The organism is Bacillus sp. ISL-78 (genome assembly GCF_018613455.1).
Taxonomy (GTDB): Bacteria; Bacillota; Bacilli; order Bacillales; family DSM-1321; genus Peribacillus; species Peribacillus frigoritolerans.
This window is the reverse complement of record NZ_JAGGQC010000007.1, coordinates 235,987-249,273: the sequence shown is the minus strand read 5'-3', so window position 1 is coordinate 249,273 and position 13,287 is coordinate 235,987. Positions and strand designations below refer to the sequence as shown.

Here is a 13,287-nt window from a genome sequence, read left to right as displayed (position 1 = left end):
TTCCCGCAGGAGTCTCGTACACCCGCTCCAATCAACTTTGTCTTACCTTTTAGATAGAACCTTTTGCCTGGAGTCATTTTTGTTTTAAAATAGAAGTATTAAAACTTGAGGTGATGAGAATGCTTTCTAAACCATGATTCTATTCAGCGAGATCAACTTGAAATGATTACTTTAGATCAACTGGTGTGGTGCCACCGAACCATTTGGTTCGCAAAATAGAGGCTGCCATTGACTTCACTTTCATTTATGACTTGGTGAAAGATATGTATTCAGAGATAGGACGCCCAAGTATTAATCCCGTTATTTTAGTTAAACTGACTTTCATTCAATATACCTTCGGTTTTCGTTCTCATGCGTAAAACGATTGAAGAAGTTGAAACCAATATGGCTTACCGTTGGTTCTTAGGCTATGGTTTCCAAAGTACAACGGATTCGAGAGTGGTTACTATGTGAAAGATGAACGAACAAAACAGTTTGCCTATTCATTCCACGCGGCCGCAGACCGTAACGGTTTTGTATTGGGAACGATTGTAACACCTGGAAATATACATGACAGCCAGATCTTAGAGCCACTAGTTGAACAAGTGATTGAAAAAGTTACACGTCCTCGCACTAAAGAAGGATTTTTCCGCAAACAGGACTATGTATACGATAAACATTTTGATTGTTACCTTTGCCCTTCGGGCGAGCTATTAAAGTACTCAACAACAAATAAAGAGGGCTATCGCGAGTATAAAACCCCCAAACACATCTGTGCAACATGCTCATTTTTATCTCGATGTACAGAAAGCAAAGACTGTCAAAAAGTGGTGACACGGCATATCTGACAAACACATATGGAAGAAACAGACCATCTGCGTCATCATCAAGATGTAAAACCTATATATGCGAAGCGTAAAGAAACGATTGAGCGTGTATTCGCAGATGCAAAAGAAAAGCATGGTATGCGTTGGACTACTTTAAGGGGACTTAAAAAATTGTCGATGCAGGCGATGCTTACTTTCGCTGCCATTAATTTAAAGAAGATGGCCAATTGGACATGGTGAGGTCCAAAAATGGCCTAACATAGTGGGCTCGAAGAGCCCACTATGTTAGGCCAAAATTAAAGGGAATTTCAAAAGGGGTTCAGAATTTTTTAATTCCGAACCCCTTTTGTCTACAAACTGAGGTATGATCCCTTTAGGGATCATACCTTTTTATCAAATGTGTTTCCTTTGGATCAATTTAGCCCATTTTTCCATTTACGGGAATGATCATCGTAACGGTCGTTTCTTTTTCAGAGGACTGTACATGAATCTCTCCATCATATCTGTTCACTAAGTCGTCGACGATGAACAATCCTTGTCCGCGAACTTTGCCCTTTTGTGCCTTTTTGGTTGAAAAACCGCTGGCGAATATATTCTCCAGATCTAATTCCGAAATCACGGGTCCAGTGTTCGTTACCATAAACGTATACTTTTCATCATCAGCTTTGCAGGCAATGTTCATTCGGCGTTCTTGCTCTGGCAATTCAATTGTTGCCTCAATAGCATTGTCGATAACATTTGATAATAATTTTATCAAATCGATTGTTTTGATCCGATCGAAGGATTTGGGTGAAACATCAATTTCGATATCGATATTATAATTCTGGGCCGAGAGCCTTTTAGTCTCCAACAGGACAGATAAGCCCGGATGAATCACATCCAATTTCATCGATTCAATTGAATGCACTTCTTTTGAAAGCCCTGTTAAGTATTCGAGTGCTTTTGCGTTCTCCTCTAATTTAAGCAGTCCATGTATCACCTGAATATGATTGGAAAAATCATGCCTTAATGAGCGGACTGAAGCAAATAGAGATTGAAATTCCGATTGATACGTATCTTCCGTATCCCCTACTTCACGTGTCAGTTCCTTTTGATACCATTTTTGAATGACAAAAAAGGTAACCAGCAGCATGATGACAAATCCACCATTATAAACAAGAATGGCAATGCTGCTTTTCAATACCTTGCCGTTAATGGCGTTAATATCTTCAGCGCTCACATCAATGCCCAAAAAACCAATAATGTCGCCATCTTTATTTTTCATTGGCACTCCCACAGACAAATACTCACCATACTCCGGATCTTCTAGAATCCCGGTAATGAAGCTTTTGCCTTCATACCCCTGTTTGACCTGCTCTGGCGGAACAGTACATGCACCACCGATAGGAAAATCCCCTTTATGATCTTTAGAAAATCCAGTAATCATGCACTTGGATACTGTAGGATTATCAATCATGATGGTATAAACATATAATGCTCCTATTTTTTCACGTGCATCCTCTAAGTAAGCTTTTATATCCATATAATCCCGGCTCTTTACTTGGTTATTGAAAAATCGCTGATAGGCCTCCATATCCATCGAGTCGGCTATAGATCTAGCAGCTACCAAGTTTTGATTAGCAACGGATTTTTGCACAGAATTTTTAATGCTTAAATATGTTGAAAACATATTTAGAAGAATGAAAACAATCAATAAAAGTATGGTCAAATAAAGAAGTGCCCTTAACTTTTTATTTTTCATAGGATTAAACTTACCTCATCTCTAGCAGCTAAAAGTTAACGAACCTATTCTGAGTTTACTATATTAAGGGATAAAGAAATAGGGAAAAATCTAATGTTCTCTATAATCCCAGGCATATAATACTATAATAAATCAAGTAATTAACAGATCACCCACTATTTTTTTGATCATATGACTTTTATATTTTAATCTAAAACAATTTGATTATTAATATTTTCCAATAAATCATTTTATCTCCACAAATAATTATTTTAATATAATTTTTCATAGGAAAACGATAAAAATAAAAGTTGTGGGGTTTGATATTTCTGCTTCAAATAAATAATTTTACCCTTTATATGAAAATATTACAAGAATACAGAGGATTGAGTTGTAAAATAATACCATAATCCATATGATTTGTGCAAAATAGTGATTAATTCTCTTTCAATAGTACATATTGACTAATTTATCATCAATGAAAGGCCGTTTCAATGAGAAGACTCCTGAATAAAAAAATGGAATCTGGGACTCAACCCCAGATTCCATTTATAGCTTTTATTTAATCGAATTGATGACTGCCCGCTCATACATCTTTTTAGTTACTTCATAGTATAGCAGTTGAAAAAGAAAATACGTTGCGATGACCATGGCCGAGTAGACAAACAAATTCGACCCCAATAAATTGCTTAATGCCACGTAGGCGACTATGGCATGAATCACCCCTATCAGAAAAGGAGCGAAAAAGAGGATGCGTATTTCCGCACTTAAAATTTTCCGTATTTCTTTTTTTGTCAACCCCAATCGATGAAGGGCATGGATTTGGATTTTTTTATCTTCTAAATTTGTAAAAACTCGCAGATACATCATGCTCCCTTGGACGATAAAGAATAATAGACTGACAAACAAGCCTATAAAAAGAATCAATATGCTTCCCTGTTTCATTTCTTGATAAATCGGAGCTCTTGTTTGCACTTGATTAGGATTATTAGACATTTGTTCGATTTCAATGGATGTTTCCATTGATTCTTCCCAATCTTTAACTTCATACCCCCGTACTCTTGCCATCTCTTTTAATGGCACATCGGCAGTGATTTCATGATACAGCTGATCATCGACCACCATCAGGGTGGTTGCTGCTTTTATGGGTGCGACTATCGATTGATTGCGCTGACCAATCATTGTTACTTGAATGGTTCGATTGCCAAAGTGCAGTTCCTTTTGTTCTCCCTTGTGGACAAATTGATAGTCCAGTCCTCCATAAGGAAAAATATATAATGCTTCTTTTCCTGATAACTTTGCTGGTTCAATTTTTCGCAATGCAGCCGTATTGTTATAATCACTTTCCGAGATTAATAATGACCTATTTTCATTGGATTCCCCCGTTCTCATATCGGGTAGCATGTGGGTAATGGGGACACCAGTCATATTTACTTCGTAAAGGATCTTGAATCCATCTTCCTTTAATGTTTTCTCCACTGCGGATGGTTCAATAACCGAATAAACGGAAGCGTCATTTTCAACCCAGCCAATTGATTGCGGTATGTTATCCACCCCTTGCTTTTTTAAATCTGCACTGAACATGAAAAGTGTTCCAGCAGCTGTCAAAATCACGGCTGTAATGATCGAGGTCAAAAAGAATAACCTGGAATAGTCCTTAATATTGAATATCAGGTTTGTTTGAGTAATTAAATTCGTTCCGCCATATAAGCTTTTCTTCTTCCGGTAAAGCCTGCTGCATAGAGAGACAATGCTTTGGCTGAATAAAAAATAGGTGCCGATCAGTACGAAGAATACTATGGGCAATACTCGAATATAAGAATTGTTCAACGACATCGTACCTGCCAGATAATAAGAAATGCTTAAGCAAACTGCTGATAATGCAACTAACCACTTTGAAACGAAGGGAGTCTTTTTTGGTTTTTGTTTATCTTTTAGTAAATCGACTACCTCCGTATTTCCTATGTGGAACAATGAAAGGAGCGATAATAGCTGAAATAGCAAAATGAAACCAACAATGGTATAAATAAAGGCCTCGGGGACAATGACAAACGATATTGGTTGCTCTACAGCCAGTAACCAAGAAACTGCCATTAAGAACAACTTTGAGAACAAAAACCCTAAGCCAACTCCAATCAGGATAGATATGAGGGAAACCATCGTTTGCTCCAGGTAAATCAGTTTTCTAAGTTGGGATTTGGACATTCCAAGCAGTGTCAGCAGCCCAAACTCTTTTTTTCGCGGCTGTATAAATGCTGCATTCGAATAAGCGATAAAAAAAACTGAAAATATGATGATCACTATTTCAGCTGCAATGAGTCCCCCGCTAATTAACTGTCCCCCTGGAATATTCGCATGGACCACATCAGGATGAAAGATAAACGATGCATAAATAAAAAAGATTGAGACGGAAAGGACAATACTGAAAAAATAAGCTAGATAACGTTGTGCATTTCCTTGAATATTCCTCTTAGCGAGAAGTCGGATGTTCATGATAGACTCCTCCCAAAACACTTAACGTATCTAAAATCCTTTGATGGAAGCTCTGTCTTTCCCCTCCGCTATGAACCTCCGAAAAGAACCTGCCATCCTTTATGAATAGAATCCGGTCACAGAAGCTGGCGGCAGTTGGGTCATGAGTGACCATGAGGATGGTTGCTCCCTTTTTCTCCTGAAGTGTCGTGAGGGTATCCATTACCTGCTTGGCAGATTTGGAATCCAAATTACCAGTAGGTTCATCCGCTAAAATAATGGAAGGTTCATGAATCATCGCTCTTGCACAAGCCGTTCGTTGCTGCTGACCTCCAGAAATTTCAAAAGTCCTCTTTTCTAAAATCCCTTCTATACCAAGAAGGCTTGCCAACTGATTTACCCTATATTCCATTTCCTCCAGTTTATAATGATCTAACGCTAGAGGAAGGAGGATATTTTCGCGAACGGTAAGTGTATCAAGAAGGTTGAAGTCTTGAAAAACAAATCCAATTTCCCTTCTGCGAAACAATGCCAGGTCCTGATTGTTTAATTCATTAGGATTTTGATCATTTAGAATGACTGTACCTGTGGTGGGTTTATCAATCGTGGCCATTAAGTTAAGTAGAGTGGTTTTCCCGCTGCCGGATGGACCCATCACTCCGACAAATTCCCCTTTCTGTACATTCATGGTGAAATTATGTAACGCCTTATGAAATAAATTCCCCTGCTTTTGAAAATAAGTTTTGGATAGTTGTTCCGCTTTTAAAATCGACATCTTTAAATACCTCCCTTTCTTACCGTAAGTATAATGAATAAAGCGGGAGGCTCCCATCGAAGTTTATTACATAATCGTTTAGCACCCTTACAATTCTGTCACCTTTCATGTAAGGTATTTGTCTTAAAGAGAAACTCCACAGTAGTCCCTTCGGATACAGTCGATTGGATGGTAACGACATGCCCGAGTCTGTTAACGATTTCTTTCACTAGATATAGTCCCATTCCGGTTGATTCTTGTTTGACTCGCCCGTTCTCACCAGTAAAGAATGGTTCAAACACCCGCTTTACATCATGTGGGACGATTCCAACTCCCTGATCTGTTATCCTAAGGAAAATCTCCGACTCTTTTTCAATGATATTGAACGTTATGCTGTCATGTTCTTCCTGCCTTGAATACTTCAGTGCATTAAAGACCACCTGACTAATGGCGAAGTGGAGCCACTTACGATCCGAATGTACATATACATTCTCATGCTCCGTTTCAAGCCTGGGATATATGAACCGTTTGATGAACTGTTTTTTTTCCTCGTTAATTACTTGCTTGACAAGATTAATTAAGTCAACCCGCTCCGATTTTACATCCTCCGAAAAACGCTGCAGCCTTGCTCCATGCAATATAATTTCCAACCCTCTGCGAAATCGATCATTTTCTTCTTCTATCTCTTTAAGATAATCCTTCATTGGCTCATTCGAAAATGTCCTTTTGCCTTCTTGAATCAGTAAGGAAATGACTGAAACAGGTGTCTTCATTTGATGAACCCATTGATGAATCAATAGCTCATATTGCTCCTTCTGTTTGATTTGTTCTTGTAATTGCCCAATGGTTACCTTGTTCATTTGTTGAAAAAGCTCCATCCACAACTTTTGTTCATTTGTCAAAGGTTCCCTAAAGGCTTCGACATATTCAAACGACAGGCTCGGTTCTTGCTTCATCCTTGCTATTTGATTAAGGAAACGGTATTGCCTTATGTAATCGGCGCCTAAAAATATAAGCATCATAAAAAACGCGAGAATAATTAAATAGATGATATTTGAAATCGATATGTGATTCCCCGCTTCCAGAACGGCTAATGCATAAGCAATAATAAGCAGGCCTACCAGTAGAACGGTATAAAATATAAAATAAAGACGGTCTTTTATAAAGGATTTCAGATTCACTTTTCTTCACCTTGCACTATTTTTAGTCGATATCCTTTCCCCCTGCTAGTTGTTATAGCATGCTTGATGCCAATATCCTCAAGTTTTCTTCGTACCCTTGTGACATTGACGGTCAATGTATTGTCATCAACAAATGAATCGTCATTCCATAATGCTTCAAGTAACTCTTCACGAGAGACGATGGTGTCATACTGTCGTAGTAAACAACTTAATAATTTCAACTCATTTTGAGTTAACGTTACCTGATTGTCTTGATATTCGATCATCGCCTTTTCCGTATAAAGAGTTAATCCTTCCATTTCCTTTACTTGCTGATGGAATGAAGATATATCAGCATATTCACCATACACCCTACGTAGGACACTCTTTATTTTCGCTAATACCACTTCCAAATGAAACGGTTTTGTTAAATAGTCATCTCCCCCATATTCAATGGCCATGACTTGGTTCATTTCATCTGTCCTTGCAGAGATGAATATAACGGGAACCTTCGAAACCGTCCTTATTAGCCGGCACCAATGGAACCCATCATAATAGGGCAGATTAATATCCAATAAAACCAAATCTGGCTTTATTTCTTGGAACTCCGCAAAAACTTGGTCCAACTGCTTCACTTCAAAAACCTCATACCCATACCTTTTTAAATAATTGACCAAGATTCCAGCTATTTTGAGATCGTCTTCAACCAATAATATTTTATACATTATTATCTCCTCATTAATATGACAATAAAAAACCTTGAATGGCATGAGCCAATCAAGGGGATTACAATAAAATTAGATTTCCTCCGGGACTTTCAAACCCTCAATGAAGGATTTAAAACTCGATGCAACTTTATAAATGTTTTCATCCTGGCTTGATGGATCCGAATACCAACCCTGATCCCAGAAGTAAACTCCCTTTTCTTCTTCATTATTTATCAGCAAGATTTTACCTGCACATGTATCATTACCTATTATAATGCAATTCTTATGTAAGTCTTCTCTGTTTTCTTCATGCGATTTCTGTAAATCCAGTTCTTTATCTTGAAGCTCTAATCCATAAAGTGCTTGCAAGCATACGAGTGTGTCTAATCCATCTACATAAAACTTACAGTTTTGAACCGTAGTTGTGCCGCCATTATGCTTAAGGAGAAATTGTTTATAGTCTTCAGGAATTTCAAAACCCACAAACTTCTGAAAATTATTCACTGCTTCTTCTGTCGCTTTGCCATATCCAGTAATACTCACCATTGTATCGACTCCATTTCACTTTTTGTAGTAAAATCAATAGAACTAATTGCGGTTTATTAATACCTTTTCTTAATGGAGAACCTTAAATATAAATTATTCATTATTACTTTAGAAAATAATCCTTTTTTTAAATATATTAACATAATTTTACTATCCTTTTCAGTATTTTCTGATATATTTTTTGACAATTTCGTTGCTTTTCACTAAGAAAATAGCTTTTTTTAATCGAAGTTTTGTCGAAAAATCGATAAATTTTATACTTACGCAGATATATCAGAAGTTTTCGATGAAATATCTCCATTTCCGAAAATATATTCCCGATTTCGCAGATAAATATATTATTCTATAAAAAAAGGCGCCCACTTCATCTTCAATATTGGGCGCCTTTTCTCTATTTATCATACAATTTTATAGTCTTCATACGTAATTAATAACCTGCTCATAGAAACTGTCTCAGCACGAAGCTTATTCTTGTCACGACAATAAGCAATGATGGAACTATTAGGAACTTTAGCTGTACAATTCCATTTACTATATTTTTCATTATACCTAGAGGATATTTCGATAATCTCACCACGTACCTTTAACATCCTGCGTTCTACCAAGGGCATCAACTCCAATTCCGATAATAGTATATACCCTAAATCAGATAAAATATTCTTGAAGCTCATTCCGTCAAAGATTATGGACATTATAGCAAACAAAAAGGTGTCTGCTATTGATTTATTACTATAGGAAACGCAAGGTAGAATGTCTCTAATCCCCTCTTTATTTAAGGTATTATAACCAGAATAATCTTAATATTCTTTTGGAATATTAAGATAAATCAAAAAAACCACCAAATAACTCTTAATTATTACGATAAAATTATATTCGTATCACAAAAGAAATATTTGAAATTAAGAGATTAGAGTCGTATGATTAGTAGTATCGGCGGAAAAAACATTAATCAAAATAATTAAGTTTAAAGGGGAATTAGATATGGTAGACGTAATGTCAAAACCTGAACATGAAGCACTTAATATTTCTGCAAACCAAGAGCAATTGGATATCTTAGATCAGCTTTTAAAGCCTGAGGTTCAGGAATCATTGAACACTTTAGTCGAGCAGTTACCAAAACTGACTGAGTTAGTGAATATTTTAACAAAGTCTTATGATTTCGCTCAATCGGTTGCGACTGATGATGTGTTGAAAAATGATACGGTCAGCGCCATTTCGGAGATCGCCACACCTGTAGTCCATTCAGTGAAAGAGCTTGCGGCAAATGCCATCGAAGCTAAGGATCGTGCAGAAGCGAATAATGATGTGATCGGTCTTTTTGGTCTGTTAAAAATGATGAAAGATCCGCAAGCACAAAAGCTTTTCCGTTTCGCCCAAGCTTTTCTTGAAGTCTCTTCAGAACGTAAAAACCAAAAATAATTTGATAACTTTCAATCAGTAAGGACGGGGGATTAACTATGTCAAAACAAATCGTCATCTTAGGTGCAGGTTACGCAGGATTACTATCTGCCTTATCCGTACGTGAATATTACAATAAAGATGAAGTGCAGGTTACAGTGGTGAACCAATTTCCAACGCACCAAATCATCACCGAATTGCACCGTCTTGCAGGCGGATCCATTTCTGAACAAGCCGTTTCCATTCCTTTGGAAAAGCTTTTCAAAGGAAAAGATATCGACCTTGTCATTTCCAAAGTGGAGTCATTCTCGGTCGATAATAAAAAAGTGAAACTTGCCAATGGTTCCACATTATCTTATGATGCCCTGGTTGTTGCTTTGGGAAGCCAAACAGGATTCTTCGGCATTCCGGGACTTGAGGAAAACAGCATGGTCTTGAAATCCGTAAATGATGCTAACAAGATTTACAAACATATCGAAGATCGCATCCGCGAATATTCTCAAACGAATAATGAAGCGGACGCAACCATCGTGATCGGCGGCGGCGGATTGACGGGCGTTGAGTTAATCGGTGAAATCGTGGATCATTTCCCTAAAATCGCCAAAAAGTTCGGAGTGGACTTCAAGGACTTGAAAATCAAGCTTGTGGAAGCTGGTCCAAAAATCCTTCCGGTCCTGCCTGACCACTTAATCGAACGTGCCATGACAAGCTTGGAGGCACGCGGCGTGGAATTCTTGACAGGCCTGCCTGTAACGGGTGTTAAAGGAAATCAAATCGAATTGAAAGACGGACAAACGATAACGGCCAATACGCTTGTTTGGACAGGCGGAGTTGCGGCTCTTCCTATCGTAGGCGAATCAGGCCTTGAAGTGGATCGCGGCAAAGCAACCGTCAATGAGTATCTGCAATCCAAATCCCATAAAGACGTATTCGTTGTCGGTGACAGTGCCGTTGCCTTCCCTCCAGAAGGCGGCCGTCCATATGCTCCAACTGCACAAAATGCTTGGCAAATGGGTGAGCTTGTAGGATACAACCTATATGCAGCATTAGAAGGCAAGAAACTTGAAGAATTCTCACCTGTAAACTCAGGTACACTTGCGAGCCTTGGCCGTAAGGATGCAGTGGCAACCGTCGGGGCCAATAACACGTCCCTTAAAGGCCTGCCGGCTACATTGATGAAAGAAGCAAGTAATGTTCGTTACCTATCACACATCAAAGCCCTATTCAGCCTGGCTTATTAATTTTAACAATAAAAGAGGACCATTCATCTTTTGATGAATGGTCCTCTTTTGAAATCAAATCTTTACTTGGTTGATGCTGAATCTAAGGGAAAATCCCTCAGGTAATTTTGCCTTTGTCAATATCCTGGTTTCTTTCAAGCGTTTATCATTATAAGAGGAGACTTTCATCAATTCTTCATCCATATAAGCAGGATGGGTCATTATCTCCACACTCGCCCCATCCATTACTCTCCCTTTCAAGTTTTGAAAGTAATCTTCAACCACCATTTCTCCATAAAAATCATCAAGGAATACATCTGTAACGGTTTGAATCCCTGCAAGGTGGCTTCCGGCATTACGGACTGGCAATCCATATTTATCTGACAGCTTTTTAATAACCGGTAGAAATGCTTTGATCCCGTGTACATGATGGTGGCTGTCGAAATGAGTCGGGAATAGGCCAAATTCCAAAAATCTTTCGATTTGTGCTGACCACTCCCTCTCCAATTCGCTCAAGGAAATGCCGGCAGGATCCCCATATACCGTACCTTGCTTCTTAAAGAAACCAGATTCGTCAACCAAACTCGGAACATCACTCAACAAAGGTTTACCCCATGTCAGGACTAAGTGAATACCTACCTTCAACGAGGGTGTTTTCTTGGCGATTTCAATCGCATGCTCCGTTGCTTTCGCATTCATCATGATCGTTGCCGAATTGACAATTCCATATTTATGGCTATCCAAAATCCCATAATTCACCGCTTTAGTTAACCCGAAATCATCTGCATTTATAAGCACTTCAATCATGATAAATTATCCTGCAACTCCTTTTTTTCAAAAAACTGCGGCAAATAATCTTTATGTGCCTCCAGCATTTCGTCCAAGATAAGTTTTGCAACCCGGTCGCTTGGAACGAGTGGATTGATCGTCATGGCAAGCAACGCAGTATCATAGTCCCCCGAAATTGCAGCTTCGATGGCTACCCTTTCAAAGGATTTGATTTGCTGAATTAATCCGCGGACAGCGACAGGAAGCTCTCCCACATTGATTGGTTTAGGTCCATCCTTAGTGATCACGCAACTGGTTTCAATCGCCGATCCGTACGGGATGCCTTCAATCGTACCATGGTTGACCGTATTCACCGCTTGAATATCTCGCTTATCCGTATGCATCGAGCAAATCAACCGCACAGCCGCATCACTGTAATAGGCACCTCCGCGCTCTTCAAGCTGCGGCGGCTTGATAGCCAGATCTTGGTCTTTGTATAGTTCGAATAAACCTGCTTCAAGCCTTTGAACGACCTCTGCACGTGTTTCCCCTTTTTCCGCATCCTTCAATTCTTGGGCCAGCACATCACCCGTTTTATAATAGTAGTTGTGGTAAGGACATGGAAACAGGTTTAACGCTCTAAGAAATTCCGGCTCCCAGCCCATTGCATGGATATTCTTCATCGTGACGGCTTTAGCTGGATCCGTAATCAAATGGATGATTTGATCTTTGACACTCTCGCCATCAACGAATACATCCAAGCCGTAAACCATATGGTTCAAGCCGGCAAAGTCGATCCGGACCCTTGATGGCTCTACATCCATCAAATCCGCAACACCCCGTTCCATCCCAATCGGTACATTGCAGAGTCCGATGATTTTGGAAATATTACTGTGACGCAGAACTGCTTCCGTTACCATTCCTGCAGGATTCGTGAAGTTAATCAGCCATGCTTCCGGACATAACTCCTCCATCTCATGAGCAATATCCAGAATGACGGGAATCGTCCTAAAGGCCTTGAACAGCCCGCCTGGTCCATTCGTCTCCTGCCCGATCACTCCGTGTTTCAATGGAATCTTTTCATCAAGAGCCCTGGCTGCGAGTTGCCCCACCCGAAGCTGGGTTGTTACATAATCAGCGCCTTTAAGCGCTTTCTTTCTATCCAGCGTGAGATGGACTTCAATATTCACTCCAGCCTTTTCAATCATCCTTCTTGCCAAATTCCCGACAATTTCAAGCTTTTCCTTTCCCGCTTCGATGTCCACGAGCCAAATTTCACTCACAGGAAGTTCTTCATGATATTTGATAAAACCTTCGATCAGTTCAGGCGTATAGCTCGAACCTCCGCCAATCGTGACGATCTTCAACCCCTTGCTCATTCAGCAGTCCTCTCCTTCACAGCATCTGCATGTAAGAATTCTTCGCGTAGATCGATCATTTCAATTGCAAGATCCTTCATAGTCATCGCTGTCATTAAATGATCTTGTGCATGCACAAGGATAATCGGAAGATCAAAAGAGTCCCCGCCTGCCTCAGCATGGATTAATTGGGTTTGGTATTTATGGGCTTGCAGTAATTCCGTTTCGGACTCGGCTATTTTAACCCGGGCAGAATCAAAGTTCCTTTTCTTTGCTTCCTGCATCGCTTCCATTGCAAAGCTTCTCGCATTCCCGCTATATAAAATCAATTGAAATGATAGTTGATATAATTCTTCTTTTTCCATTTTCATCACTACT

General features: G+C 39.2%; 12 protein-coding genes and 1 pseudogene. 3 read left to right on the top strand and 10 right to left on the bottom strand.

Annotated elements, in window-relative coordinates; all coding sequences use genetic code 11:
- Positions 1 to 162 precede the first annotated feature (162 nt).
- Positions 163 to 1,046 (top strand): annotated as a pseudogene (locus J7I96_RS09905) (transposase).
- A gap of 178 nt (positions 1,047 to 1,224) precedes the next feature.
- Here J7I96_RS09905 and J7I96_RS09900 read toward each other — a convergent pair.
- The 7 genes from J7I96_RS09900 to J7I96_RS09870 form a co-directional block, all read right to left on the bottom strand.
- A complete protein-coding gene (locus tag J7I96_RS09900; protein WP_214922991.1) occupies positions 1,225 to 2,547 on the bottom strand; it encodes a sensor histidine kinase in 1,323 nt (440 codons plus the stop codon).
- 537 nt (positions 2,548 to 3,084) lie between these two features.
- Positions 3,085 to 5,019 (bottom strand): FtsX-like permease family protein, encoded by a 1,935-nt coding sequence (locus J7I96_RS09895; RefSeq protein ID WP_214922989.1) that lies wholly within the window; start codon positions 5,017 to 5,019, stop codon positions 3,085 to 3,087.
- Positions 4,997 to 5,773: an ABC transporter ATP-binding protein gene (locus tag J7I96_RS09890; RefSeq protein WP_214768460.1), complete on the bottom strand. Its 777-nt coding sequence runs from the start codon at positions 5,771 to 5,773 to the stop codon at positions 4,997 to 4,999. Before J7I96_RS09890 ends, J7I96_RS09895 begins: the two co-directional genes overlap by 23 nt.
- Positions 5,774 to 5,871: 98 nt before the next feature.
- On the bottom strand, positions 5,872 to 6,933 hold the full coding sequence (locus J7I96_RS09885) for a sensor histidine kinase (protein WP_214768461.1): 1,062 nt from the start codon (positions 6,931 to 6,933) through the stop codon (positions 5,872 to 5,874).
- A complete protein-coding gene (locus J7I96_RS09880) occupies positions 6,930 to 7,637 on the bottom strand; it encodes a response regulator transcription factor (protein WP_214768462.1) in 708 nt (235 codons plus the stop codon). The genes J7I96_RS09885 and J7I96_RS09880 overlap by 4 nt, the downstream gene beginning before the upstream one ends.
- A 72-nt stretch (positions 7,638 to 7,709) precedes the next feature.
- Positions 7,710 to 8,165, bottom strand: a complete 456-nt coding sequence (locus J7I96_RS09875; RefSeq protein WP_214768463.1) for an SMI1/KNR4 family protein — start codon at positions 8,163 to 8,165, stop codon at positions 7,710 to 7,712.
- 398 nt (positions 8,166 to 8,563) lie between these two features.
- Complete coding sequence (locus tag J7I96_RS09870; RefSeq protein ID WP_214922988.1) at positions 8,564 to 8,869, bottom strand: hypothetical protein; 306 nt, start codon at positions 8,867 to 8,869, stop codon at positions 8,564 to 8,566.
- Positions 8,870 to 9,158: 289 nt separating this feature from the next.
- Between J7I96_RS09870 and J7I96_RS09865 the strand changes: the two genes are divergently transcribed.
- Both J7I96_RS09865 and J7I96_RS09860 read left to right on the top strand, forming a co-directional pair.
- Positions 9,159 to 9,584, top strand: a complete 426-nt coding sequence (locus J7I96_RS09865) for a helical membrane plugin domain-containing protein (protein WP_214770042.1) — start codon at positions 9,159 to 9,161, stop codon at positions 9,582 to 9,584.
- Positions 9,585 to 9,622: 38 nt separating this feature from the next.
- Positions 9,623 to 10,804 (top strand): NAD(P)/FAD-dependent oxidoreductase, encoded by a 1,182-nt coding sequence (locus J7I96_RS09860; RefSeq protein WP_214922986.1) that lies wholly within the window; start codon positions 9,623 to 9,625, stop codon positions 10,802 to 10,804.
- A 54-nt stretch (positions 10,805 to 10,858) separates the two neighbouring features.
- Here J7I96_RS09860 and chbG read toward each other — a convergent pair whose 3' ends face one another.
- The 3 genes from chbG to J7I96_RS09845 are packed head-to-tail and all read right to left on the bottom strand — an operon-like array spanning position 10,859 to position 13,274.
- Positions 10,859 to 11,590, bottom strand: a complete 732-nt coding sequence (gene chbG / locus J7I96_RS09855; protein ID WP_214922985.1) for a chitin disaccharide deacetylase — start codon at positions 11,588 to 11,590, stop codon at positions 10,859 to 10,861.
- Positions 11,587 to 12,930: a 6-phospho-beta-glucosidase gene (locus tag J7I96_RS09850; protein WP_214922984.1), complete on the bottom strand. Its 1,344-nt coding sequence runs from the start codon at positions 12,928 to 12,930 to the stop codon at positions 11,587 to 11,589. The genes chbG and J7I96_RS09850 overlap by 4 nt, the downstream gene beginning before the upstream one ends.
- A complete protein-coding gene (locus J7I96_RS09845; protein ID WP_214768468.1) occupies positions 12,927 to 13,274 on the bottom strand; it encodes a PTS sugar transporter subunit IIA in 348 nt (115 codons plus the stop codon). Before J7I96_RS09845 ends, J7I96_RS09850 begins: the two co-directional genes overlap by 4 nt.
- Between the last annotated feature and the right edge of the window lie 13 nt (positions 13,275 to 13,287).

What these genes read in the sequence shown, in the direction of transcription:
- J7I96_RS09900 (WP_214922991.1), bottom strand. Translation starts at nt 2,547, where the DNA reads ATGAAAAATAAAAAGTTAAGGGCACTTCTTTATTTGACCATACTTTTA.
- J7I96_RS09895 (WP_214922989.1), bottom strand. Translation starts at nt 5,019, where the DNA reads ATGAACATCCGACTTCTCGCTAAGAGGAATATTCAAGGAAATGCACAA.
- J7I96_RS09890 (WP_214768460.1), bottom strand. Translation starts at nt 5,773, where the DNA reads ATGTCGATTTTAAAAGCGGAACAACTATCCAAAACTTATTTTCAAAAG.
- J7I96_RS09880 (WP_214768462.1), bottom strand. Translation starts at nt 7,637, where the DNA reads ATGTATAAAATATTATTGGTTGAAGACGATCTCAAAATAGCTGGAATC.
- J7I96_RS09875 (WP_214768463.1), bottom strand. Translation starts at nt 8,165, where the DNA reads ATGGTGAGTATTACTGGATATGGCAAAGCGACAGAAGAAGCAGTGAAT.
- J7I96_RS09865 (WP_214770042.1), top strand. Translation starts at nt 9,159, where the DNA reads ATGTCAAAACCTGAACATGAAGCACTTAATATTTCTGCAAACCAAGAG.
- J7I96_RS09860 (WP_214922986.1), top strand. Translation starts at nt 9,623, where the DNA reads ATGTCAAAACAAATCGTCATCTTAGGTGCAGGTTACGCAGGATTACTA.
- chbG (WP_214922985.1), bottom strand. Translation starts at nt 11,590, where the DNA reads ATGATTGAAGTGCTTATAAATGCAGATGATTTCGGGTTAACTAAAGCG.
- J7I96_RS09850 (WP_214922984.1), bottom strand. Translation starts at nt 12,930, where the DNA reads ATGAGCAAGGGGTTGAAGATCGTCACGATTGGCGGAGGTTCGAGCTAT.
- J7I96_RS09845 (WP_214768468.1), bottom strand. Translation starts at nt 13,274, where the DNA reads ATGGAAAAAGAAGAATTATATCAACTATCATTTCAATTGATTTTATAT.